A 24,002-nucleotide genomic window follows, 5' to 3' on the forward strand; every position below is an offset into this window, starting at 1 on the left:
GTCAGCATCAACCGACGAGCCCGCACCAGCTGACGAGTCCGTACCAGCTGACGAGTCCGCATCAGCCGACGCGAATACCAGGCAAACAGCGCCACATCCCGAGCTCGTGCACATCGGACACCAATGCCGAGATCCAGGGGTGGATCGACGAGGATCTATCATTTTTGCTACAGGCTCGAATTACCAAATCACCTTGACGGACAGACCACTTCCATTAAATCAATCGCGTCCGAGTTGCTTCGAGCCCAACATGTCGGCGGCGCCGCGAGAGCAGCCTCGTCGACGGAACGAAGGGGAATTGTCATGAAAATGATGCAATTCGCGTCTGGCGTCATCGCGCTCGTCGTGTGCGGTTCGACCCTGGCCATCGGGTGCGCCGGTGCGGGCGATGAGGCTAAAAACGATACGCCCCGGGAGGAGGCCACGAGCCCCGAGACCTTGACGATGGATCTCGACAACGTGGTCGCGCGCAGCGCGAAGCTCAGCCCGTCGCTCGTGCGCGTTGACATCTACGATCGCGCAGGGACACCGCAGTTCTCGGTGGACTACCAGCTTGGCAGCGCCGAGGAGGAGACGGTCCGCTGGACGCTGCTCGCCCAGGAGGGCGCGGAGGCCCAGGGCGCGCCGGTCGAGGGCAGCCTGCGGCCCCAGCTCGATGAGCTCCCCACCCTGGAGAACTCCATCGAAGGGGCGCTCTATATCCAATCGAAGATCGTGAACTCGCTCCAGGGCCAGGAGTACGACAACTACGGGTGCGATCTGCCGTCGTGGGTGTGGTTCGGCGACAGCTGCGGGAGCAACGGCGCGTGCTGCGATGTACATGACGCCTGCTACGCGGAGCACGGCTGTACCGCGTCCAGTTGGTACTGGACATGGCCGGGCGGCGACTGCGATCGATGCAACGGCGCTGTCGTCTCCTGCATCGCGTTCGACAACCCGGGGCCGAGTTCGTGCTGCGCCGCCGGGAACTGCGGCCAGCCCCGCTGACGCGGCGCCGACCGGCGAGCGCCGAGCAAACCTGACGCGATCCACCTCCATCCTGGAAAAGTGACGCTGTCTCAACAACTTATCCATGCATCGAAGAGGCCGCGTTCACTCCACAGCCTGCGGGGCCGCCCTGCTCCTGCTCCGCGGGACGGGGTGCGCCCCCGCGGACGGTCCCCTGCCGCTAGACGCCGCCGAGGCGCGGCAGGAGGTGAGGAACGGCACGCCGGCGACCGAGGACTCAGCGGTCGTCGGCATTGCCGCGGGCGGCGAGGTCGGGTGCACGGGCGTCATCATCCGCCCGCGCGTTGTCGTCACCGCGGCGCACTGCCTCGCCGGCCATCCGGACACGGTGCTCGTGGGGCCGTCCGCCGTCGAGGGCGTCCACGTCGGCGTCGCGCAAGCGTGGCCTTCGCCGGACTACCGCGCTGGCGCTGCCGATCATGACATCGGCCTGCTGCTCCTGCGCGAGCCGCTCGACGTGGCGCCGATCCCGGTGCGCGCGCAGCCCCTGACCGACGAGGACGCCGGCCGGAGCGTCCGGTTTGTCGGGTTCGGTAGGGAGGACGTCGAGGAGCGCGGCGACGCCCGGAGGATGCAAGGGACGGCCGTCCTCGGCGAGCTCGACGCGCTCACGTTCTCCCTGACGCCCTCGCCCTCCAGCGCTTGCGCCGGCGACTCGGGCGGGCCCGTCCTCGGCGCGGGCGGCGGGGGAGAGATCCTCCTCGGCGTGATCTCACGCGGCGACGAGGCGTGCGCCGTGCGCGCCAGCGCCGTCCGCGTCGACGCACACCTCGGCGGCTTCATCGAGCCGCTGCTTGCGGCGATCGAGCAGAGCGGCGGGCAGGCCGGCGAGCCCTGCGTGGAGCCGGGCAACTGCGCCTCGGGCCTCTGCGTGTCGCCGGAGGACGCGCCGAGCTTCCCCTACTGCTCGCGCGCGTGCGGAGGCCCCGCGGACTGCCCCGCCTCGATGCGCTGCGAGGGCGGCGCGCCGGGGACATCGCAGTGCCGGTACGCCCGGCCGAGCCCGGGCGCGATCGGCGCCCGGTGCGATCGCGACGAGACGTGCGAGTTCGGCATGTGCGCGCGGTTCGACGGGGAGGAGAGCCCGACCTGCAGCGCGCTCTGCTTCCCGGAGGATCCGGAGCCCTGCCCCCATGGGGGCGTCTGCTCGCCCGCGGCTGGGGCGGCGCGCGCTCACGGCTGCAGGTACGAGGCACCCGCGCCGCCGGCGGCCGCGGGCGGCTGCGCGGTCGAGCGATTCCCGCCGCGCGCCCGCGCGCGCTGGCTCGCGCTGGTCGAGGTGGGCGCGCTCGTCCTCGGGCTGCGCGCGCTGCGCCGCCGCGCCGCCTCCCCGCGGTGCTCACGCCGACCGAGGTGAGCGCTCTCCTGGAGCGCATGACCGGCGTCCCGCGACGCATGGCCTCTCTCCTCCACGGCGCCGGCCTCCATCTGCTTGAATGCGCCGAGCTCCGCGCGAAGGACGTCGACCTCGAGCGCCGCAAGATCCTCGTTCGCGACGGCAAGGGCCGGAAGGATCGAATCACGATGCTGCCGCTCCGCCTGGTCCCCCTACTCCGCAATCACCGCACCGCCGTGCGCGCCCAGCACGCCGCCGATGTCGCGGCCGGCATTAGAACGTACTCCGAACCCGACTACATCGGAGAAGCGAGCCGTGCCTTCGACTATCGACGCGCGTTGCAGATTGAGGGATCGCCTCTTGCCGTGTGGGAGTAGGATTACTACCAGCTCGCTCTACGGGTCTGCGCGAGAACCGAGCGGTACGCGGAGGTCATCGCGAGCGTTCATCACCCATAAAGCCAAAGCCCAGGATGCCGCCCAACCAATAGGCGTTTGCCCGGAGGCGGGCAAGAGCGGCGGCAGCGTCCGGGCAAACATCGTGTTGAACGAAGCCGGTTCGTGGCAGCGAGGTGGCGTTACGGGGAAGTCTGGTGCGGGCCGTGCAGATGCAGAAAGTAACCTTTCGGCCTGGCCGAGATGCTGCGGGTCCAGAGCGTCGCCGGGTGGCGGCTGGTGGGCCGGGCGGGGCGCGGAGGGCGAGCGGGGCGGCGGTGAGCGGCACGTACAGCGAAAAGGCGGCGGCGAGGCCTCCAACAAAAGACGGGTGGCACCCATCTCCGTGCTGGAGGAGGCTGGTGGTGGTCAACTTTGCCCGAGAAAGATCACAGGGAGGCGGGGAGACACGGAGATTTACTCAGTTTTTTCTCCCCGCCTCCCCGCCTCCCTGTTCCAATTTGACCAGTACCAGGAGGCTCCAACAAAAGATGGGGTGTACCCATCTCCGCGCAGAGTCTACGCGGCGCAATGCTTGCTATCATCGCACCGTGACACTTGCTCGCCGCCTCGCGCTCGGCCTCGGACTGGTCATGATCATCGCGGTGATCGCGTGGATGGCGCGGCGCTCGGGTATCGTGAGCACCCCCGCCCCGCAGCGGCCGAGCCCGCCGGCGGGCCCATCTGGCGCCTCCGCGCCCGAGCCACCCTCCCCTCGCGCGCTCCAGCGCAGGGCCAGCTCCGTCCCGAGCCGGCCGGCGCCCGGCAGGCCTCCCACCGAGCCGACATCGCTGCAGGCGCCGGCGCGCGGTCCGGAAGACCAAGCCGCCCAGGAGCCCCCGTCTCCCCGCCTCGACGAGGAACCGCTCGAGCGTCCGCTCGACGATGCCCCCACGGAGGCAGCCGCCGCGCCGCGCCGCGCGCGCCGGCTGGAGCAGTCCGCGTTCCAGCGGAGGTTGCAGCCCGGGCTGTGCACCGACCCCAGAGAGGCAGCCCGGGCGCGAGAGACGTTGATCTCCCGCTTCCGCAACGAGACGTGGGGAGATGCCGGGCGCCTGTACGTCGACCCCAGGCTGCCGGACGATGCACACCTGCCCCTCCTCTATCACCTCGAGCAGGCGGAACGGGAGGTGTTCGCCCAGCTGAAGCTCGAAGCCCAGCGCCCTGACGTCTTCGCGTACCTCGACACGGAGCTGCTCGTGGCTGCTGCTTGCACCAACCGCGGCGTGGTCGCCTATTACGACGGCGCACTGCACGTGGTCACGACGCGCGCAGACATTCGGGCCAGCGTCCTGCACGAGTACACGCATCACGTGCTGATGAGCCATGGCATGCTGGGGCCGGCCTGGGCGCAAGAGGGCATTGCCATGCATGTCGCGCGCGAGACATGGTGGCTCGACCCGGTCAGGCTCGAGCAGGTGAGGGACGCGCCGATGCCCCTGCAGGTGATGGAGCAGGCGGTCCCATACACGCTTCGCACGGACGATGCCGTGATGTTCTATGTGCAAGCGGCCAGCATGGTCGGCTGCTTCGTTCGCGGCGACGGCGCCAGGTTGCGGAGCCTCATGGATGCGATGGGCACGGCTGAAGAAGCGGCGCTCGGCGGCTCATCCGACGAGCTCTCGCAGCTCCTCGAGCCCTCCACCTGGAAATCCTGCATCGACGATCTGATGCAGGACATGCCCCCGCTGCGCTAGTCCCTCGTCGCCCTGGCATTACACAGCCGAGTGAACTCGTTGGATCTGTTGGTTTTTGTAGGCGGATCAGCGGAGCGCACTTTTTGGCCTCTTCAGAAAAATTTGTGGGTGATCCATTCGGGCTCCGGCAGGTTCCCGAGCGCGTGGCAGAGGGCGATCTCCCCGTGTTCGCAGGTCCGAAACCCATACGCTTTTCTGGCCGTAATTATCGCTTTATTTTGAATCCCTCGGTGGCGCCATGAGCGAAGGCGCTCCGTGCGCGGAACCATTTGAGCAGGAGCTCTCGATGGCCACGGAGCGAGGCGGCGAGTCGCCCGGCGTCGTAGCGCAGGATGGCGTCGCCCGTCGCGACCCACAGGTTCCCCGCCGCGTCGAAGGCCAGATCCGCGCTGTCGCTCACGCCGGAGATCACGGTGCCGGCCGTCGCATCGCCCGAGCGCGCGAGAGCTTCCGCCGGGCTCTCGAGATCGTCGTCGGTAACCCGCATCGCCGTCACCACGTAGGTGCCGTCCCCTTGATCCATCAGCGTCGTGGAGCACGCCGGTCCACTGCCAGCGGCTCGGGCTCAACGTGGCGCGCGGAAGCGCGCGAGGAGCGCGAGGGAGAGGGCGAGTCGACGTTCCGGCGGCCGAGCCGGCAGGGGACGCTGTTCGATCTCTGACGCTGAGCGAGGATCCAGTTCCCCTCTGCGGCGCGCGGCGGCAGGCTGCATCATGATGGTGCGGGGACGGCGAGCGTCGCGGCGCCGAGACAGACTTCTGCCCAGAACATCACGGGTGCAGACGGCCGCGCCCTCTGCCATCTCTCGCAAACTCGCCTCAGAGCTGCGTGGGACAGAGCCTCATCGTTCGATTCTCGAGCTTGCTGCGGGACTCAACGCCTGAGCGCCAAGCGGCGATCCGGCGCTTGGCGTCACGAGGCGAACGAGCTATAAAACCAGCCGTCGCGTGGGGCCCGAGAGAGGGTGGCATATGAAGTTCGAGGCAATTCGGGTGACCAGAAGCCACGAGTATGATGCGTGCGCAGAGGATGCCGAATCCGCTGCAAGATCGCTCACGCTGGAGAACGAGCGCGAACATGTCGTCAACGTAGACTACATGATCAAGGCGACGGCAGGAGAACACGACCACCGTCTCGCCTCTGTCTTCGGCGTAGCGTCGATATGGGCCTATTCCGACACGGACACCGTCGCCAGGGTGATGCACCAGCACGCCGGGATCACCTGGAACGAGACCGTACGCCTCACGGTGGCCAACCCTGCCCTCCTCACGGATACGACCGCATACCTCGTCCAGAGCGAGGACCGGAGGTTGTGCATCCTCTGCTTCCCCGGCGCGGATTACTTGGCGAACGCGATCCAAGCCTTAATGACCGCCAGTTGCAAAGCGGAACCCTTCCTCTCCGCGGGGCACGTCCATTGCGGCTTCTTGCGCGGCGTCATGGTGCTGGCCACCGCCCTGACGAGCTTGCTCCAGACCGCCCGCATGGGCGGATCGATTTGCGACGCGGTCGCGCAGGAACGAGCCATGTGGAGTGACTGCGCCAAGGAGTACTCGCAGTACAGCGAGGGTGATCTGCGCCCCCCCGAGCCGGATCCGGTCATCTCGCAAGGGGTGCTCCGGCAGCCCGGCGAGGAAGGCCCGGATGTGCTGGAGGCGCTTTACATCACCGGTCACAGCCTGGGGGGCGCGCTCGGTGTCATCATGGCCGCGCTCCTCTTCGCGGATCCTCAGCTCGCCTACTTCCGGGAGAAGCTGCGCGGCGTCTACACGTACGGACAGCCGATGGTCGGTTACCAGGACTTCAAGGACAGGTTCGAACGAGACCTGGGAAAACGGCTCTTCAGGCATGTCTATCGCAATGACTCCATACCGCGCCTGCCGGCATGTACCATGGGCCCGTTCGTGCACTTTGGCTCGCTGTACATCTCGGAGGAAGGTACTGGATGGGTACCGAGTCGAGGCTCGACGACGCAGGCGTGGACCTATGTCGGCTCCATGCTCAAGGCGTCCGGGTCGTGGATCATGCAGGAGATGTTTCCCATCCTCGGTCGTCTTCCGCTGCGCATCTCGTATGCCGACCATCTGCCGATCCACTACTTACGCACGTCCGAGGCAGGCACCACCGGCGCAACATTCACATAGAATGTCCGACCAATCGATGGATGGCATGACGCGCGTCAGGTCGACCGACCGACGGCAGGCGGAGCGCAAGAACTCGACGAATCCAGCAGCACGGCAGACGTCGAAAGACACGAAGAGATTTTAGCAACAAACGATGCACTCTCCGCGCCTCATACAAGCAACGTGTAACCAAGGCGAGGGCGACACATGAAATTCGATGCCATTCGCATGACCAGGTTCTCCAGGCGCAATGTGTACGGGGAGAAGACTGGATCTATTGAGACCTGGTCGCCTGCGGCGGCCGGGATCGAGCACGTCGACCATGTCGACCATATGGTTCGGGCGAACGCGGGGGAATACGACCGACACGTGGCAGCTATCCTTGGCGCAGCGTCATCGTGGTCATATTCCGACCCGGATACCTTTGCGAAGGTGATGCATCGACGCGCCGGGGTCCCCTGGAACGAAACCGTAGCGCTCACGGCGAGGAGCCCTGCGCTCCTCACCGATACGACCGCGTATCTCGTACAGAGCGAGGACGGGAGGCTGTGCGTCCTCTGCTTCCGGGGCACGGGGATCCTGAACATCGTCAACTGGCTGTCAAACGCCAGCTCCAGGGCGGTTCCCTTTCTCTCAGCGGGGCATATCCATGGTGGCTTCTTCCGCACGGCGATGATGCTGGCTGCGCCCCTGCGAAACTTGCTCCAGAGCGCCCGCAAGGGCGGATCCATCTGCGACGCGGTCGCGCGGGAGAGGGCCATGTGGAGCGACTGCCTCAGGAGAGACCCGCGGGACTGCGCGGACGATCGGCGCCACGCCGGGGCGGACATGGGCACCTCGCGCGGGGTGCTCCGGCCGCCCAGGGGCGAAGACCCCGATGTGCTGGAGGCGCTTTACATCACCGGTCACAGCCTGGGGGGCGCGCTCGGTGTCATTATGGCGGCGCTCCTCTTCGCGGATCCTCGGCTCGCCTACTTCCGGGAGAAGCTGCGCGGCGTCTACACGTACGGACAGCCGATGGTCGGTTACCACGATTTCAAGGACAGGTTCGAACGAGATCTCGGGAAAATGCTCTTCAGGCACGTCTACCGCAACGACGTCTTCCCGCACCTGCCGGCGTGGACCATGGGTCCCTTCGTGCATTTCGGCTCGCTGTACACCGCGAAGGAAGGCGCTGGATGGATGCCAAGCCGAGCTTCGACGAGGCGGGCGTGCACGCTCCTGACGACCCTTGCCTCGGCTGCGATGGCGTGGTTCCAGCAAGAAGTTTTTGTCGATTTCCCCTTCCTCGACCGCGTTCCGCTGCGCCGCTCCCTTGCCGATCATGCGCCGCTCAATTACATGCGCGCATCCCAGCAAGGCGCCGCCAGCGTGGGACTCCTGTGAACCGGGAATGGCCGGGCGGGCCGTCAGGCTCCGACAGAGGCAGAACACAGGCGGTGGTCGAGGTGTTCGGCGGGACCCGGCATCACGGGCAGCTCGTCGCCGTCCACGCGCGCTTCGGCGAGGCCTACAGCGTCACGACCGTGGTCGTCGCAAGGTAGGGCGGGCCGCCCGATGGCCGGCCGCAGTGGAGCGCCGCCCGGGGTACGCTGCGGAGCCTGATGCAGAAGATCGAGGGCCACGCCGCGCCGGTGATCCCGGGGAGCACGGCGCTGGCCGTCCTCGTGCTGGCGCCCTGCACCGAGGTGGTCGACGATCTTGCGGGGCGCCGATCCGCTCACCGGATCGCGAGCGGGATCCCCGGTGATCCGGACGCGCCCCGGAGGGGCAGCGGGCTGTAGACGTAGAAGAACTCGTACGGGCTCCTGTGCCCGTGCGGCCGCTCCTCGAGCTCCGCGGCCAGATCCGCTGCCAGCTCCGAGAGCACCATCGCCTCGTGCAGGAAGATTCCGCTCTTCACCAGCAGGTGATGGTGCACCGGGAAGATCACCCCCGGCGCCACCGGAGCCTTCGGCGGGAGGACCTCGATGCCGAAGTTGTCCGACCCGACGCAGGCGATTCCCTTCGATGAGAGCCACATCGCGACCTCGATCCCGATCCCCGGCTGGGCCAGCCCCACGCCCGGCTGCGTGTAATACCCCTCGGTGCCGAGCTCCCAGTTCTCCTCCCAGCCCGTGAAGATCAGCACGACGTCGCCGGCGCCGATGTCGCGCGCGTCCATCTTCTGCGCGCGCAGCGTCTTCATCACCATGGACAGGGTGATCTCCTGGCCGAACGCGAGCGTCTCCCCACCGTTCGCGTAGCGCTTGACGTCGAGGAGGACGCCGCGCGTGACGATCGGTTTCACGTTCTCGACGCCGAGGTGCGCGAGCCCGTCTCCCGTGAGGATCTCGGCGCCAGTGAACTGGTTGTAGAAGAGCGCGTCGGCGGGGTCCGAGCTCCCGGGAGGGATGTAGCCGAAATGGCCCAGCGCGTCGAACTCCGTCCCCATCTGGCCGAACTCCCCGTGCATCACCTCGGAGTTCGTGACCTGCTGCCGGATCACCGTGGTCGGCCCGGCCTCCACGGAGAGCCCCTGGTTGCCCGGGAACGCCGGCATACCCGGCTCGTAGACGTGACCCAGGCGATAGACCTTGCCCTCTTTGATCAGGCGCTTGCCGTCGAGGACCTTGTCCGGCGTCTGCGTATTGGAGGCGCCCGCCTCGTCATCAGGGCCCCACGGCGAGGGACCGGGCACCGGATCGTAACTCCGCAGCATCGGCACGCCCCGAGCCAGCGCCGCGCCCCCGATCAGGCTGATCACCATCGTCACCACGATCGCGCCACGTAACGGCATCACTCCAGGCTTCATGGACGACCTCCTGGGTACCATCGCTCGTTGTACCGACAGCGCCCCGCGCTCCAGGGATGGGTGCGGGCGCATGTCATCGACATAGTACACCGTCAGGGGCGCCAGGATACGGCTCTCCCGCGGTCCTCGCGGATCCCTCCAATGCCGTGGAAGCCTTGTACGCACGCGCGTACACCCGGCCTCTCGGTGGGAGCGCGCTGATATCCACCGAGACCGTCCCGACCGCGTAGATCTTCCCCGCGGCGTCGCGGATGTGGAACTTGGTCGACAGGTAATTGCGCGGACCGTTCGGGAAGACGAGCACATGCTCGGATACGCCCGGGCGTCCGGCGGCTGCCACCTCTTCATTGGCCTTTCGTATCGAGGCGGCCGCCAGCGCCGGGAGCATGTCGTAGACGACCCGCCCGAGCAATTCCTCGCGGCTCATCCTGTAAAAGGACTCGATTTCGTGGTTCACGAGGAGGAGCCGGCCCTCGGCGTCCACCGCGACCATCATGGACGGCGTGTATTCGAGGAACGTATGGAGCAGGCTCTCGCTCCGCTCGAGCATCTGCTCCGTATGCTTGCGCGCGGTGATGTCGTGCGCCGAGCCCAGCATCCGGCGCCCCGGTCCCTCCGGATCGCGGCCGAGGGCGACGCCTCGCTCGAAGAACCAGCGCCAGCCGCCGTCGCGACCGCGCGCGCGGTACTCCACCGTCGCCTGCTCCCCGCTCTCCGAGGCGGCCACGCGAGCCCGGTACTCCTCGATGCGACCGATATCGTCTGGATGGAATAGGGGGGACAGGCCGCCGCCGCGGAGCGGGCCTACCGCGGCTCCGCCGCCCCCTTCGGCGAGATCGGCGAGCTCCCGGTTCCAGTAGATGTACCGCCGCTCATCGAGATCGAGCACGTAAACGAGGCTGGGCAGCACGTCGAGCAAGCGCTCTGGGGGGCTGCGGTCGGCCTCCTCCAGCTCGGCGATGCGGGAGCGCAGGCGCTGCACTTCCTTCTGCAATGCGTCCAGCTCCGACTCGATCGCCACGGTGTTCTGCTCGTCCATCGCCCTCCCAGGGCGATGCTATCCCAGCTTCGAGCTTGGGTGGATCACAATTCTCCTGGGTATCCAAGGCCCCGATAGCGGCCCTGGCGCGCGGGACGCATTGCCTCCGCCAGAGTGAGAGGCGGGCCCAGGTCGAGCGCGAGGGCAGGAAGCTGCATAGACCTCGCCCACGCCGAGCCGCGAAAGCACGAGGTAGCGGCCGATCGAGGCCCCGCCGCCAGGGCTCCCGCGGCCTGGACGGAGGAGGAGGAGGAGGAGGAGGAGAGCGACCGTGAACGGGTAAGGACGTCACCGAGGCGGTGAAGCGGATCCGGCCCTGAACGATCGTTCATTACCCCCATCACCGGATGGCTCGATCCGGAGGGCGTGCGTGTCGTGGGGTGGGCCGATGATCAGCGAAACGCCCCGCTGGTATCCGCTTTCGAAACGCGCAACGATGGGTGGAGATGACGACACCCGAAAATGCAGGCACGATGAGGTTCGAAGGTAAATCTGCGCTGGTGACCGGCGCGAGCGAGGGGATTGGGCTCGCGATCGCAGCAGGGCTGGTGAAGGAGGGCGCCCGCGTCGTGCTCGTCGCGCGGGGGGAAGACAAGCTCGCCCGAGCGGTCCAGCAGCTCGGCCCCGCGTCCTCTTTCGTGGTCGGCGATGTCGCGGACGCTTCCTGCGCCGAGCGGGCTGTGGCCGAAACAGTGGCTCGCCATGGAGGGCTCGACCTCTTGGTGAACAACGCCGGCGTCCTGCTCCCTGGCACGGTCGGGGAGCAATCGCTCGAGGACGTGGATCGGATGCTCGCGGTGAACCTGCGGGCGACCATCCTGTTCACCCGGGCGGCGGTCGCGCCCATGACCGGCCGCCCGGGCGCGGCGGTTCTCTTGATCTCTTCGTGTGCCGCCCGAATGCCCACGCCGGGCACGACCACCTACGGCGCGACCAAGGCAGCGCAGGTCTACCTCGCCAAGGCCTGGGCCATCGAGCTTGCTCCCGCGGGGATCCGCGTCAACGCGCTCTGTCCCGGCGCCACCGATACGCCCGCGATGCACACCGCTGAACGAGCGATACCGGGGCTCATCGAGGCCAACATCGCGACCAACCTGATCAAGCGAATGGCGCCCTCCGCGGAGATCGCCGAGATCGCGCTGACGTTGCTCGACGAACGCCGGAGCGGTTTCGTCACGGGAGCGACCTGGGACGTCGACGGCGGCTATCGCCTCGGCTAGCTGGGGAGACTCACCTCAAGATGACCGTGCCGAAGGCAGTCGACCTTCAGGCGTCCGAGCCGGCAGGGGACGCTGTTCGACCTCCGAGCGTAGCCTGCGGGCTCGTCGTGATCGTGCACCACGAGCAGCGCGGTGCTTGCCGACGGATTCGCTGCTGACGCTCAGCGCGCCACGAAGCAGTAGATCCGGCCGGCGCCGCCGGTCTCGACGAAGCGTTCGGCCGAGCAACCGCTGGTGGTGTGGGCCGAGACCCACGAGGTCGGCATCTCGCCGCCGCCCATGCGGTCGTGGTGGCCGACCCGAACGGTCACGCCGGTCTCGGCGGAGCTTGTCCAGTTGTCGCAGTGCACCCCCATCGACATGCCGTTGACGTCGGAGCCGGTGAGGATGTCGTGCTGGTTCGGCATGTCGCCGCGGCCGGGGACCTGAGCGCCGTTTTCGTCGAGACCATGGGTCTTGTCGATCAGGTTCTGCGCCGGATCGTGCAGCGCGTCGACCGAGGCGGCGATCATGACGCCGTTTGTCCCGCCGCCCGATACCCCACCGTTCGACGTCCCGCCGCCCGATGTCCCGCCGCCCGATGTCCCGCCGCTCGCAACCGAACCGTCGACGTCATCGGCCCTGCCACACGCCGTGGGCAAAGCGAATGAGACGCCAAGGAGCGCGATCCAAATTGGCCAGCTGGAAACGTGCACTTTCTGAGGGTATCTCAAGGCGGCAGGGCTGGAATCCTCTCTGCCGCCGGCGCCTTGAGTTTTCGTGACGTCGCCACCACCCGAGAAGGGGTGCTCACCGCTGCCCTTCGCCGATCACGATCCGGGCGGACGGAGCTGCTTGCGGACCTTCTTGATGAAGGTCTGGGTGCACTTTCCGTGGGTGGCCTCATGCTCCATGATCTCGAGCGTGAGCTTGGACTTCGTCGCGCTGGAGAGATGTGCAACCGCGTTCACCTCCCTGGCGAGCTGGATGCCTTCCAGCGACGCAGGTCCCTGCGGCTTCTCGACGGCCGCCTGCTTGTTCGGCTGCCGGAAGTGGGAAGGCTTTGTCTTGGTGACGTCGCGGAAGCCGGTGTCGTCCGAGCGCCGGCCGGTGCCGTGGCAGCCCGGGCAGGTGGCGGTGGTGCCGGAGAACGAGTTGGCGATGCGGCCGTCGCCGCCACAGATGCCGCAGGATTCACCAGCCATGAGCCTGGCCCTCGGGTCGGGGCAGGTGCTTCGGGTCCTTCATGCCCGAGAGCATACAGCCGATCGTGGCTCGTGGAAGCTTCGCCTGGGGCGATCCTCCATTTTGTGCGTTGCGGCTGTCGTCCGCGTCGCGCGGCGTGAGCGAGATCCGCGTCGTTTGGCCCGCAGACGGGGCGGACGATCTGATCGTGGTCGGCGACGTCGCGCCGCGCCGTCGCGGCGGTGACGCGCTAGTCCCGCGAAAGAGAAGGGCGCGCGCAGGCCGTGATCGAGGGGTTCGGCGGGGCTCGGCAGCATCGGCAGCCTGTCGATGCCGACGGGCCCCTCGGCGAGGTCTACGGCTCGGTGACCGTGGTCGTCGCAAACGAGGGCGGGGCCGACCGGCGGCAAGATGAACGAGGCCGCCGTCGGTGCGCGCTTCGAGGGCGCGGGCCGCGCTGGGCGGCGATCCAGCGGCTGTTCGAAGTCCAATGCCAGCGGCTCGGGCTGAACCGGGCGCGCGTGGGCGACGCGGCCGACGAGGCGGAAGAGCGCTCGACTTTCCGGCGGCCGAGCCGACAGGGAACGCTGTTCGACCTTCGAGGGTGGCGCTCGATGCCGGGGGGCGAGGACCACAACCCCGTGATCATGGTGCCAGACCGCAGGATCGTGCGAAGCAGACGTTAGTACACGCCGTTGCGCTTGAACATGGCCGGCGCCTCACGCCACGAGCCGGCCCAGAGGATCTGGACCAGGCTGGTCACGTTCAGGTAATCGGACGTCAGGCGGTAGATGTGCAGATCGGCGTTCTCGCGCGCGGCCGAGATCATGTAGGCCGTGCCGTCATCGGCTGATGAGCGGGTGCGGCGGTTTCGCCTTGACATCCTCGAGTCGGTTCGTCTTTTCTAACGCTGAGCGCGTCCGATCATGGCTGTCGGGTCACGCGAGATCCCGTGAAAGGGCGCTGGAGCTCGGGCCATCGAGTCAGGCGTACAACACATCATGAAGCGCACAACCGAGAAGCCGAGCAAGCCGCGCGCGAAGGCGCAGAAGGCGTCGCCCAAAAGGCGCGAGCCTCGGGAGGCCCCCGGAGCGCCCGCCGCGCGCGCCACGCCCACCGAGCCCGCCGACGCGCAGGAGAGCCCGGCCGTCGTCGCGTTCCTGCGCGAGCTGGATCATCCGCTGAAGGAGGCGATCGTGGCCCTCCGGCAGATCATCCTCGGCGTCAGCCCGGCGATCCGCGAGGAGATCAAGTGGAACGCGCCGAGCTTCCGGACAACGGAGCATTTTGCCACGTTCAACTTGCGCGCAAAGGACCGCGTCCGGCTCATCCTTCACCTCGGAGCCAAGGTGAAGGACACAGCGGCGAAAGGGCTCGAGATCGCGGACCCGGCTGGCTTGCTGGAGTGGCTTGCCAAGGATCGCTGCCTCGTGACGTTCAGCAACGGAGAGGACGTCCAGGCGAAGCGGGCGGCGCTGGAGTCCGTGCTGCGCGCCTGGCTCCGATGGATCTAACCCCTGCGCTGGTAGCGGGCGAGCGGGGCCGAGCGTGCCTGTCCGCAGCGGTGCAGCGCGAGAGCACCCTGGATGACTGACGAGCGGCCTCGGCCGCCGCTACTGACCCAGCGGCGGTGCGCAAACCTGGGTGGGTCGCGACAGGCTCATCCGACGAGCTCTCGCAGCTCCTCGAGCCCTCCACCTGGAAGTCCTGCATCGACGATCTGCTGCAAGACATGCCCTTTCCCCGACGTGCCAGATGAATAGGTGACAGAAAAAGAGCAGGCCGATGCAGGTGTGGCGGGGTACCAGCGTGCGGGATTTGCATCACGGGATTCCGCAGCAGGTTCGACGCGTCGCCGGTGTCAAGGCAGATGCCGCACGCTCGGCACCCTGCGCTGTTGAGGCGTGCAGCTGGCGCTCACCACCCGGGGAGAAAGAAACTCCCCCAGGACGGCGCCCGGGAGCCGCCATCTTCCTGGCGCTGCTCAGCCCCGGCTCCCCGTCCTGGTACGCGGCCGGGGTCCGGATTACGTTGTGTTCGCGATGGACAGCGTCAGTTCCCTCAACGTCTTCGTTCAGGTTGTCGACAGCGGAAGCTTCGTCGCAGCCGCTCGCGTCCTCGGCATTTCTGCGTCCGCTGTCGGGAAGAGCATTACGCGCCTCGAGGAGCGCGCGAGCTTCCGGCTGTTTCATCGAACCAGCCGCAGCCTGCGACTCACGCCGGAGGGAGCGCGCTTCGCTGCGCGTTGACGGCGTATCCTCGCCGAGATTCAGGGTCCAGGCCGTTCACCTCGCGTTGGCCGTCGCAGAGTCGATCCCGGACAATTCTGTCCGGTCAGCGTGAACCGCGAGCCCCGGTGCGCGAGCGAAGTTCGCTTGATATGTATTTACCATGCAATCAAGGCACCTCGTCGATCCCGAGCTCGTGCCCTTGTTCATCGCGGAGAACCTCGCCTTCGCGACACGCCTCGTGCGCGCAGGAGTGCCGACGGAGCTGCACGCGTATCCAGGAACGTTCCACGGAGCCGACTTGATTCCTGGGACGCGTGTGGAGGCAGCGTTTGCGCGTAACGCACATGAGGCCCTCCGTCGTGCTTTGGAACGTCGGAACGAACCCGCCATCGAGGCATCGCCGCGCTGACGGGCCACGCAGTACGGTCGCAACGTTGATTGCCTGATCTGGGGAGACGACTCGGCCCTGGTTCGCGCCGAGGGGTCGATCCCCAAAGACACAGAAGGATATCTATGAATGAGCTTGAAGGGAAGGTCGCCCTCGTTACTGGCGGCAACAGCGGCATCGGTCTCGCTTCGGCGAAGGAGCTCGTCGCCCGCGGCGGGCACGTCTTCATCACAGGGCGGCGCCGCGACGCGCTCGAGGCAGCGGTTACGAGCATAGGCAGGAACGTGACTGCGGTCCAGGGAGACGCGGGAAAGCTCGATGAGCTCGATCGCCTCTTCGCCCAGATCAAGGCGGAGAAGGGCCATCTCGACATCCTGTTCGCGAATGCGGGCACCGTCGAAGCTGCCCCATTCCCCGAGGTCACCGAGGACACCTTCGCTCGTCACTTCGACGTCAATGTCAAGGGCGTCTTCTTCCTGGTGCAGAAGGCGCTTCCATTGTTGCGCGACAGAGGAGCAGTGATCCTGAATGGGTCGGTCGTCGGTTCGAAGGGCTTCGCAGGCACGAGCGTCTACAGCGCGACGAAGGCCGCGCTCCGCTCGTTCGCGCGTACCTGGACCGCGGACCTCAAGGGGCGCGGCATCCGGGTGAACGTCGTCAGCCCCGGTCCGATACAGACGCCGGGCTGGGATGGCCTCACCCCGGACGAGCAGACGCGGAGCGCGATGAAGGCGCAGGCGATTTCCACCATTCCGCTTGGCCGGATGGGAGAGCCAGGCGAGGTCGCGAACGTGGTGGCATTCCTCGCATCGGGCGACGCGAGCTTCATCGCGGGCACCGAGATCTTCGTCGATGGAGGCTCCGCGCAGGTGTGACCGCGTCACGCCACGGCGGCCGGCTCAGCGCCCCATGTCCAGCAGCGGCTCGCGCGCGAGCTCACGAAGCAGGAACTGCTCCACCACGCGCACGCGGTCCGGCGGTCGCTTCTGAGCCGGCCGCACGAAGAAGAGAGGAATGGGCTCGGGCTCGTGCGGCCGCAAGACGGCCCTCACGGCGCCGGTCGAGAGATCCTGCGCGACGAGCCACCCCGGCACCTGGGCGAGGCCGACGTCGGCGAGCACCGCCGCGCGGATGTCGTCCGCGTTGCTCGAGAGGAAGGTCACACGTGAAGGGTGATGGCTCGTCGCCGCCGGCCGCCCGAATCGCCACGCGCGCCGCGCGCCTCGAGTGAAGAACACGACGCACTCGTGCTCCTGGAGATCGGGCAGCTCACGCGGCTCGCCGTGGCGCGCCAGGTACGCCGCCGAGCCCACGGTGAGCAGCGGCGTCTCCCCCACGCGCCTCGCGACGTGGCCCGAGTCACCGAGCGCCCCAGCTCGAACGGCGAGGTCGATGTTGTCGGCCACGAGGTCCGCGAGCCGATCGGAGACGGCGAGCTCCACGGAGATGCCCGGGTGCTCGGCGCGGAGCGCCCGCAGGACCGGCACGACGCAGGCGCGGCCGAAGCCTGGGGCGACCGCGATACGCACGGTGCCGCTCGGCGCGCGATCGCCGCGCGCGAGCCGCGCGACGCGCTCGTCGAGGGCTCGGACGAGCGGCCCGATCTCGTCGACGAGGCGCTGCCCGGCCGGGGTCGCGCTCACGTGTCGCGTCGTGCGCCCGACCAGCCGGAGCCCGAGCTCCTCCTCCAGACGCGCGATCGTCTTGCTCACGGCGGGCTGACCCACGCCGAGCTCGCGCGCCGGCACCGAGAAGCTCCTCGTCTCGACGACTCGAAGGAGGATCTTGAACGCTTCCAGTCTATCCATGCGCCGCTCCGTTTATTCCGACCAGGAATGGATCTTACCCTCCGCGACGCCGTTCTCAAGCCACGTGGGAGGTCGTATTCGTTCACGACGTCACCCCTTTGCCGAGGTCGCCTATGCCGCAAATCCATCACCCGCTCTCTTCCGCCGACCGCGACGCGATGATCGCGCTGCGCTCCCAGCTCGCGAAGAGCCGCGCCGCTCCGACGCGAGCGTCGTTCGACCAGCTCATCGAGCTCACGCCGCCCGGCGCGGGCGCCTCGCACCGCGAGGCTCGCGTCGGCGGGGTGCCGGGCACATGGTGCATCCCGCCGTCGCCGCGGCCCGGTCGAGCGATCCTCTACTTGCACGGCGGCGCGTTCATCCTCGGCAGCGCTCGCGCGTTCCGCCACTTCGCCGGCCAGCTCGCGGTCCGCGCAGGCATCTCCGTGTTCGTCGCCGACTACCGCTTGGCGCCGGAGCACCCTTTCCCTGCCGCGTGGGAGGATGCAAGGGATGCGCACCTCGGCCTCGCCAGCGAGCTCGGTGTGGAGCGGGTCGCCATCGCCGGAGACTCGGCGGGCGGCGGGCTCGCGCTCGCCCTGCTGATCGCTCAGCGCAAGGCGCCGTGCGGCGTGCTCCTCTCGCCATGGACCGATCTGTCCATGACTGGCGCGAGCATCGAAGCCAGGGCCCTCGAAGATCCGGTGCTCTCCCGAGGGGCGCTCGAGGCCGGCGCACGTCACTACCTGTGCGGGCACGACCCTCGCGATCCGCGCGCCTCCGCGCTGTACGGCGCGATGGATCACCTCGCGCCTGTCCAGGTTCACGTGGGCACGGCCGAGATCCTGCTCGACGACTCCGCTCGCCTCGATGCGCTCGCCGGCGCTGAGGTCCATGTCTGGGAGGGTATGCCCCACGTGTTCCCGAGGAGCGTCGCGACGTTCGAGGCCGCGCGCGACGCGCTCGACCTCGCCGGCGCGTTCTTGCGCCAGGGCATCGACCGGTAACGGAGGACGGAGGCGACAATGCGACGAGACAGCTTCGATGTCCGAAACGTCGATGTACGCGGCATGCGCATGGAGGTCGCGATCGCCGGTGCGGGGCCCGCTGTGCTCCTGGTCCATGGGATTCCACACACGTGGTTCCTATGGCGTCGTGTCATCGCCGCGCTGGCGGATCGTTATTTCGTCATCGCGCCGGATCTGCGCGGGCTCGGTGGCACCGAGCGCGCTCGAATGGGCTTCGACGTCACCACCGTCGCAGGAGACCTCGCGGGGCTGCTCGACGTGCTCGGCGTCGCGAGCGTGGCCGCGGTGGGGATCGATCTCGGCGTCCAGACCGCGTTCATGCTTGCCATGACGTCACCGGGCCGGGTTCGCCGCGTGGCCCTGATGGAGGGGCTCGTGGGCACGCTGCCCGGCGCCGAGAGCTTCCTCTCGCGTGGCGCTCCATGGTGGTTCGGGTTCCACGGCGTCCCCGAGCTTCCGGAGACGCTCATCGCAGGCCACGAGGCCGCCTACGTCGACTACTTCCTCGCGATCGGGACCTACGAGCGTCGCGGTGTCGCGCCGGAGGCGCGCGAGGCCTTCGTTCGAGCCTACTCCGGTCGCGAATCCATTCGTTGCATGTGCGAGCACTACCGCGCGATGCCGGAGAGCGCGCGACAGATCGCGAGCATCACGAGCGCGCGGCGCCTCGACATCCCGACGCTCGCGATCGCGGGAGGGGTCATCGGCGGGGCGCTGGCCGGGCAGCTCCAAGGCGTCGCCCCCCACCTGGCGACCGCCACGATCGACAACGCCGCGCACATCCTCCCGGAGGACCAGCCGGAGACGCTGCTCTCGCTCCTCGAGCCCTTCATCGAACAGCGCGGCTGAGGCCGATGACGCGAGCCTGAGGCACCTCGAAGGCGCGGTCACGCTGCGCCACCAGCTCTGTTCCCCGCCAGACGCGGACCCCGCGCTCGCCGACGATCACCGCGCGCCAGTTTGTGGTTGACGCCGAACATGTGAGCGTTCACATTCGGTGCTCCGGAGCTTCTTCTGCCTTGCCCTGGATAGGCCGTCCTGCGCACCGGGCCCTGACTCCTCCTGCGCGCTCACGTCGACGGTTGCGCCATGGCTCCAGACGAGGCGCACGCAGGGGGAAAGGAGGCGTTGCAGGTGGGCTCGGCTGGGATGACATCAGGGCGCACTCCGGAAGACGCCCGTCCGCGGCGCGCCTGGCTCGCACCCCCCTTGGGATGGATGCCAACCGATGCCGTCTCGTGTTGGCTCCGGCGGCCAGGCCTGCTCAGACCACGAGGGCTGCTCAGAGGCGCATCCCACCCGCTGGTGTGATTACGACGGCGGCCATACCCCGTCACCGAACGACGCCGGGCAGCACATGTCGTGGATGCCGCAGGAAGTCTGGAACTACCTGCGGCAATTCTAGATTTATAGCGCGCGAAGCAAAGCGGTGCTGACTTGCGTGCCAGGTTGGCGTTGATATAGAATCTCCGTCCGATGAATCAACTTCAAAATCACGTTCTCGGATTCGCATCGCTCTCGTTGGCGCTGCTCGTCGCGCTGCCTGCGCGCGGGGCGTCGCTACAAAAAGTCAACCAGAGCGAATGGGGGGCGGACGGCCTGCCCAGCTACGTCAACATGTACATTTACGTGCCTGACAAGCTGGCGACCAAGCCTCCCATCGTCGTCGCTCCCCATCATTGCCAGGGCAATGGCCAGGGGACGTTCAGCGAGATGTCGAGCCTGGTTTCCATAGCGAACACCAGCGGCTTCATCATGATCTTCCCGGAGGCCACCGGGCAGAACTGCTGGGACGCGGGATCGACGAGATCGCTCCACCACGGCGGTGGTGGCGATACGGGGGCCATCGTCCAGATGGTGAAATACACGCTCGCGAAGTACAACGGCGATGGGGGCCGCGTGTACTCGGTCGGCGGGTCATCGGGCGGCATCATGACCGAGGCGCTGCTCGGTGTGTACCCCGACGTGTTCATGGCCGGCGTGTCGCTCATGGGCGTTCCGTGTGGCTGCTGGGCCGAGGGCTACAACGACGTCACCGGGACGGGGAACTCGGCCCAGTGGAGCGGCCCCTGCGGGGGCGGCAACGTCACGAAGACCGGGCAGCAGTGGGGAGATCTCGTTCGTTCCTACTATCCCGGTTACACCGGCCATCGCCCGCGCCTGCAGCATTGGCACGGCACCGCCGACACGGTCCTCAACTACAAGAACATGGCTGAGGACGTCAAAGAGTGGACGAACCTTCTGGGCTTGAGCGAGACCGCGGATGGGACCGACACGCCAAAGCGTGGAACCACGCGCCAGTTCTGGAAGAGCTCTTGCGGCTACACGGTCTACGAGACGTTTGCGATGGACGGCGTCGGGCACGCTGTGCCGTTCGACGGCCCCGCCGTCGCCGCCTATTTCGGCCTCGACAAGGCCGGCGGTCAGGATCCAGAGACGGCAGCGTGTCCCGGCGCTGTTCCCGGTGGCGACGGCACCGATGGCGCGGGTGGCGCGGGTGGCGCGGCGGGAACCGGTGGTGCGGGTAGCGCGGCAGGAACCAGTGGTGCGGCTAACGCGGCAGGAACCGGCGGTGCTGGTGGCACGGCAGGAACCGGTGGCGAGGGCGGGGCCATGGAAAGTGGCTCAGGCGGCAGCGTAGGCAGCGGCGGCGCGATTGACTCGGGGTCCGCGGGGGCGAATGGACAGGACGCCAGCTCGGGAGCTGGCGACTCGACGGGAGGAGACAGCTCGAGCTCCGGTTGCAGCTGCGCCCTGGGCAGCGACGCGAGAGACTCCGGCGCCCAGGCGGGGTTCCTCCTCGCGGCCCTGGGATTGCTGCTCGGTCGCCCGAAGCGCCGCCCTCGCTGAGCGCGTAAGACCCCTGCCTTTTACGGCGCCACGCCCTCCACGAACCCTCCACGGCGCGTTTGCCGTCTTCTTCTGCTCCACGTCGCGGAGGATCTCGACACAAGTCGTTGTGGCGTGGCGCGCTCGAGCGCTATCGTTGGTTTGTGCCGGCGACCGGTTGGCGACAGTTCAAGGCCGAGGGTGAGAAGAAGCAGCCGTATCAATTTCGGCTGTCACGGCAGTTGTTCGCGTTTGCCGGCTTGTGGTCGCGCTGGAGGTCGCCGGACGGTGAAGTCGTCGACTCGTGCGCGATCGTGACGGCCGCGCCGAACGCCCAAGCCGCCGAGGTTCGTGACCACATGCCGCTGGTGATGGAAGAAAGCGCCGCGAGCGCGATGAACCTCCGGTCTTACGCGACCGTCGTCGCGATGGCATGGCTGGCCGCGTGCGGCAGCGGATCGAGCGAGCCGCCTCTGCCAGAGCCATCGGGCGGATCAGGCGGTACGTCGGCGGCCGGCGCCTCGTCCAATGCAGGAGGCTCGGGCGGGAGCGCAGCACAAGCAGGCGGTGCGGGGGCGAGTGGCGGCGCTGCGGCTGTCGCGGGCTCGACCGGCGTGGCCGGCACCCCGGACGCCGGCGGCGCCGACGGCGCCGGAGCCGGTGGGGCGAGCGCGGGGGCGGGCGGCGCCGGCGCGTGCCCGGCGGGCTCGACGCAGCTGTCGCCGTGGCCCGGCAAGGCCGAGGTTCGCACGCTCGACAGCGAGGACGCGTTCGAGAGCGATCTGAGCGGGCTGACCTACGAGGCGCCCGGAGTGCTGTGGGCGACCAACAACCTCTCCTCCAAGCTGTTTCGGTTGCTGAAGAGCGGAGGGCGCTACGCGCCGGACACGTCCAATGGCTGGGCCTCCGGCAAACGGCTGCGTTACCCGAACGGCCAGGGCACGCCCGACGCGGAGGGAGTGACGCTCGCCGCCACGAGCGCCGCGGGCGTCTACGTGTGCGCCGAGCGCGACACGGACAATCCGTCCGTGAGCCGGCTGTCCGTGTTGCGCTACGATGTGAGGGCCGCCGGAGCGACGCTGACCGCGACTCACGAGTGGAACCTCACCGCGCTCTTGCCCGAGGTCGACGCGAACGCGGGTCTGGAAGCGGTCACCTGGGCGGCCGACAGCTTGCTCACGGCGCACCACTTCTTCGACGAGAGCAAGGCTCGAGCTTACGTCCCGAGCGACTACGGCGAGCATGGCGCCGGCCTGTTTCTGGTGGGCGTGGAAGAGACCGGCAAGGTGTATGCTTTCGCGCTGAATCACGAGAGCGGCGCGGCCACCCTGGTGGCCAGCATCTCGACGCCGCTCGCAGGCGTGATGGGGCTCGAGCTCGACCGTGATACAGGGAGCTTGTGGGCTCACTGCGACGACACGTGCGACAACCAAGCCGCCGTGTTCGGTATCGACGACGCGCTAGGGCGCTTCGTGCTGGAGCGGCGTTTCGCGCATCCCAACGGGCTGCCGGACTCCAACAACGAAGGCATCGCGCTCGCGCCGGACGCGGAGTGCAGCGGCGGCGTCAAACCGTTCTTCTGGACCGACGACGCCGACGCCGACGGCTTTTCGGTGCGCGAAGGCTCGCTCGCCTGCGGTTGCCTCAGGTGACTGAAGACCTTGTGGTGGTAGAGCGGCAGCGCCTCGGGCGCCGGAAAGAACGCCCCCCGAGCCCGCTCTGGAGCCCGTCGCTCGTGACGATGAGATGGGGAGTGACCGGGGCGCCCGTGCCGCTGCTCTTCCTGAGCTGGGCCGGGCCGAACGACGCCTCCCGCGACTCCGACGACCTCCTGCGCCCCGACTGGGCCCGACAGGAGCGCACATGGTGCCCCGGTCGGATGCGCCGCCATCACGTCGCGCCTCTGTGTCGGTGCCGCGCCGGCCCCGGATAACCAGCACCGCCGCCTCATGGCCCTTACAAGCCGCGAACCGCGTCGGAGCCCCCGCCCGCGGATTGGCCCTTGCGACCGGCGCACGGAATGCTGTACCACGGAGACCGCAGTGCGTTTTCGTGGGGGGTCGCACCGGCGCGGCCCGCTCCTGGTCTATCCTGGGGACGCGACGATACCGCACGCCCGCTGACGAGCCCTCATGACCTCACCTGCCCAGGATCGCGCCACAGCCCGCCCGGCATCCCGCCGCAAGCTGCTCCTGAACCCGCGATTCCAGCTCAAATACACAGGGCTCCTGGTCTCGGTGGTGCTCGCCGTGATGGTGGCGCTCGGACTCGTCATCTGGCAGACCGCGAGCGTCGCGAACGAACAGGCGCGTTACGCGGCGACCCAGGCGGAGCTCGCGCTCAAGGAAGCGGCGAACAGCGCCAAGATCCTCAAGATGAGCACCGCCGCCATGGGCGGCGACGGCGCCGAGCTCGGCAGCACCCTCGACGAGGAGCTCGAGAAGACGAACCGCGAGTACGAGCGCAACCTGGCAGAGGTCGCGAGGCGGCGCGCCGACGTCGAGGCGCTGCAAGGTCGCCTCCTCGGCATCCTCGTCGGCGGCGGCGCGTTCCTGCTCGCCGTCCTCGGCGTGCTCGGGATCTTCATCACCCAGCGCATCGTGGGGCCGGTTCACCAGATGAAGCGCCTGTGCCGCCAGGTCGGCACGACGCGGCTCACCATCGGAGAGGGGCTGCGGAAGGGCGATGAGCTCGGAGACCTGTTCGACACGTTCGTGCAGATGACCTACTCGCTCAAGGCGCTCCAGACAGGCAGGCTCGCCTCGCTCGACGCGGCCATCCAGCGGGCCGAGGCCGAGTCGGCCTCGGCCGAAGTGCTCGCGGGGCTGCGCGCGCTGCGGGCGCAGCTCTGCCTCGGCCTCAGCGAGTCCGAGACGGTGCGGCGCCGCGCTCCGAAAGGTGGTGAGTCATGAGGCGAATCGCCG

General features: G+C 68.1%; 20 protein-coding genes and 2 pseudogenes. 15 read left to right on the forward strand and 7 right to left on the reverse strand.

Going from position 1 to position 24,002, the window contains the following annotated elements:
* The first annotated feature begins 438 nt into the window (after positions 1-438).
* The 4 genes from WMF14_RS29060 (at position 439) to WMF14_RS29075 (ending at position 4,475) form a co-directional block, all read left to right on the forward strand.
* On the forward strand, positions 439-987 hold the full coding sequence (locus tag WMF14_RS29060; RefSeq protein ID WP_437791218.1) for a hypothetical protein: 549 nt from the start codon (positions 439-441) through the stop codon (positions 985-987).
* 85 nt (positions 988-1,072) lie between these two features.
* Positions 1,073-2,365, forward strand: coding sequence for a trypsin-like serine protease (locus WMF14_RS29065; RefSeq protein WP_437791221.1), 1,293 nt, complete (start codon positions 1,073-1,075; stop codon positions 2,363-2,365).
* A 17-nt stretch (positions 2,366-2,382) separates the two neighbouring features.
* Entirely contained in the window at positions 2,383-2,721 is a 339-nt protein-coding gene (locus WMF14_RS29070; RefSeq protein ID WP_437791224.1) for a tyrosine-type recombinase/integrase, read from the forward strand.
* A gap of 1,067 nt (positions 2,722-3,788) precedes the next feature.
* Complete coding sequence (locus WMF14_RS29075; RefSeq protein ID WP_437791227.1) at positions 3,789-4,475, forward strand: translation initiation factor IF-2; 687 nt, start codon at positions 3,789-3,791, stop codon at positions 4,473-4,475.
* Between the two features lie 205 nt (positions 4,476-4,680).
* Here the strand turns inward: WMF14_RS29075 and WMF14_RS29080 are convergent, their stop codons facing one another.
* Positions 4,681-4,998 (reverse strand): hypothetical protein, encoded by a 318-nt coding sequence (locus tag WMF14_RS29080; protein WP_437791228.1) that lies wholly within the window; start codon positions 4,996-4,998, stop codon positions 4,681-4,683.
* A 448-nt stretch (positions 4,999-5,446) separates the two neighbouring features.
* Between WMF14_RS29080 and WMF14_RS29085 the strand changes: the two genes are divergently transcribed.
* Positions 5,447-6,619, forward strand: a complete 1,173-nt coding sequence (locus tag WMF14_RS29085; protein ID WP_437791231.1) for a lipase family protein — start codon at positions 5,447-5,449, stop codon at positions 6,617-6,619.
* Between the two features lie 186 nt (positions 6,620-6,805).
* Positions 6,806-7,984 carry a lipase family protein gene (locus tag WMF14_RS29090; RefSeq protein WP_437791233.1) on the forward strand — a complete coding sequence of 393 codons (1,179 nt, stop codon included), beginning with the start codon at positions 6,806-6,808 and terminating at the stop codon, positions 7,982-7,984.
* A gap of 334 nt (positions 7,985-8,318) precedes the next feature.
* Here WMF14_RS29090 and WMF14_RS29095 read toward each other — a convergent pair whose 3' ends face one another.
* Both WMF14_RS29095 and WMF14_RS29100 read right to left on the reverse strand, forming a co-directional pair.
* Entirely contained in the window at positions 8,319-9,392 is a 1,074-nt protein-coding gene (locus tag WMF14_RS29095) for a cyclase family protein (protein WP_437791236.1), read from the reverse strand.
* Between the two features lie 73 nt (positions 9,393-9,465).
* Positions 9,466-10,431: a PAS domain-containing protein gene (locus tag WMF14_RS29100; RefSeq protein ID WP_437791239.1), complete on the reverse strand. Its 966-nt coding sequence runs from the start codon at positions 10,429-10,431 to the stop codon at positions 9,466-9,468.
* Positions 10,432-10,877: 446 nt separating this feature from the next.
* Here WMF14_RS29100 and WMF14_RS29105 point away from each other — a divergent pair, with 446 nt between their 5' ends.
* Positions 10,878-11,651, forward strand: coding sequence for an SDR family NAD(P)-dependent oxidoreductase (locus tag WMF14_RS29105; RefSeq protein ID WP_437791241.1), 774 nt, complete (start codon positions 10,878-10,880; stop codon positions 11,649-11,651).
* 161 nt (positions 11,652-11,812) lie between these two features.
* Here WMF14_RS29105 and WMF14_RS29110 read toward each other — a convergent pair whose 3' ends face one another.
* The 3 genes and pseudogenes from WMF14_RS29110 to WMF14_RS29120 form a co-directional block, all read right to left on the reverse strand.
* Complete coding sequence (locus WMF14_RS29110) at positions 11,813-12,163, reverse strand: hypothetical protein (protein ID WP_437791244.1); 351 nt, start codon at positions 12,161-12,163, stop codon at positions 11,813-11,815.
* A gap of 297 nt (positions 12,164-12,460) precedes the next feature.
* Positions 12,461-12,835: a molecular chaperone DnaJ gene (locus WMF14_RS29115; protein WP_437791246.1), complete on the reverse strand. Its 375-nt coding sequence runs from the start codon at positions 12,833-12,835 to the stop codon at positions 12,461-12,463.
* A gap of 665 nt (positions 12,836-13,500) precedes the next feature.
* Positions 13,501-13,659 (reverse strand): annotated as a pseudogene (locus tag WMF14_RS29120) (beta-xylosidase); the annotation flags it as partial.
* Positions 13,660-13,816: 157 nt separating this feature from the next.
* Here WMF14_RS29120 and WMF14_RS29125 point away from each other — a divergent pair.
* From WMF14_RS29125 to WMF14_RS29135, 3 genes and pseudogenes are all read left to right on the forward strand, one after another.
* Entirely contained in the window at positions 13,817-14,329 is a 513-nt protein-coding gene (locus WMF14_RS29125; RefSeq protein WP_437791249.1) for a DUF1801 domain-containing protein, read from the forward strand.
* A 528-nt stretch (positions 14,330-14,857) separates the two neighbouring features.
* Positions 14,858-15,061: pseudogene (locus WMF14_RS29130) on the forward strand (LysR family transcriptional regulator); the annotation flags it as partial.
* Positions 15,062-15,559: 498 nt separating this feature from the next.
* A complete protein-coding gene (locus WMF14_RS29135; protein ID WP_437804317.1) occupies positions 15,560-16,309 on the forward strand; it encodes an SDR family oxidoreductase in 750 nt (249 codons plus the stop codon).
* Positions 16,310-16,333: 24 nt separating this feature from the next.
* Here WMF14_RS29135 and WMF14_RS29140 read toward each other — a convergent pair whose 3' ends face one another.
* Positions 16,334-17,242 carry a LysR substrate-binding domain-containing protein gene (locus WMF14_RS29140; protein ID WP_437791251.1) on the reverse strand — a complete coding sequence of 303 codons (909 nt, stop codon included), beginning with the start codon at positions 17,240-17,242 and terminating at the stop codon, positions 16,334-16,336.
* A gap of 113 nt (positions 17,243-17,355) precedes the next feature.
* Here WMF14_RS29140 and WMF14_RS29145 point away from each other — a divergent pair, with 113 nt between their 5' ends.
* From WMF14_RS29145 to WMF14_RS29165, 5 genes are all read left to right on the forward strand, one after another.
* Positions 17,356-18,228, forward strand: coding sequence for an alpha/beta hydrolase fold domain-containing protein (locus WMF14_RS29145; RefSeq protein WP_437791253.1), 873 nt, complete (start codon positions 17,356-17,358; stop codon positions 18,226-18,228).
* A gap of 63 nt (positions 18,229-18,291) precedes the next feature.
* On the forward strand, positions 18,292-19,098 hold the full coding sequence (locus WMF14_RS29150) for an alpha/beta fold hydrolase (protein ID WP_437791256.1): 807 nt from the start codon (positions 18,292-18,294) through the stop codon (positions 19,096-19,098).
* Between the two features lie 627 nt (positions 19,099-19,725).
* Entirely contained in the window at positions 19,726-21,099 is a 1,374-nt protein-coding gene (locus tag WMF14_RS29155; RefSeq protein WP_437791258.1) for an extracellular catalytic domain type 1 short-chain-length polyhydroxyalkanoate depolymerase, read from the forward strand.
* A gap of 107 nt (positions 21,100-21,206) precedes the next feature.
* On the forward strand, positions 21,207-22,730 hold the full coding sequence (locus WMF14_RS29160) for an SOS response-associated peptidase family protein (RefSeq protein ID WP_437791260.1): 1,524 nt from the start codon (positions 21,207-21,209) through the stop codon (positions 22,728-22,730).
* Between the two features lie 480 nt (positions 22,731-23,210).
* The gene (locus WMF14_RS29165; RefSeq protein WP_272094172.1) at positions 23,211-23,990 is read left to right on the forward strand and encodes a HAMP domain-containing protein; all 780 of its coding nucleotides are present in this window, start codon (positions 23,211-23,213) and stop codon (positions 23,988-23,990) included.
* Positions 23,991-24,002 lie beyond the last annotated feature (12 nt).

Source organism: Sorangium sp. So ce693 (genome assembly GCF_051521375.1).
In the GTDB taxonomy this organism is placed as follows: Bacteria; Myxococcota_A; Polyangia; order Polyangiales; family Polyangiaceae; genus Sorangium; species Sorangium atrum.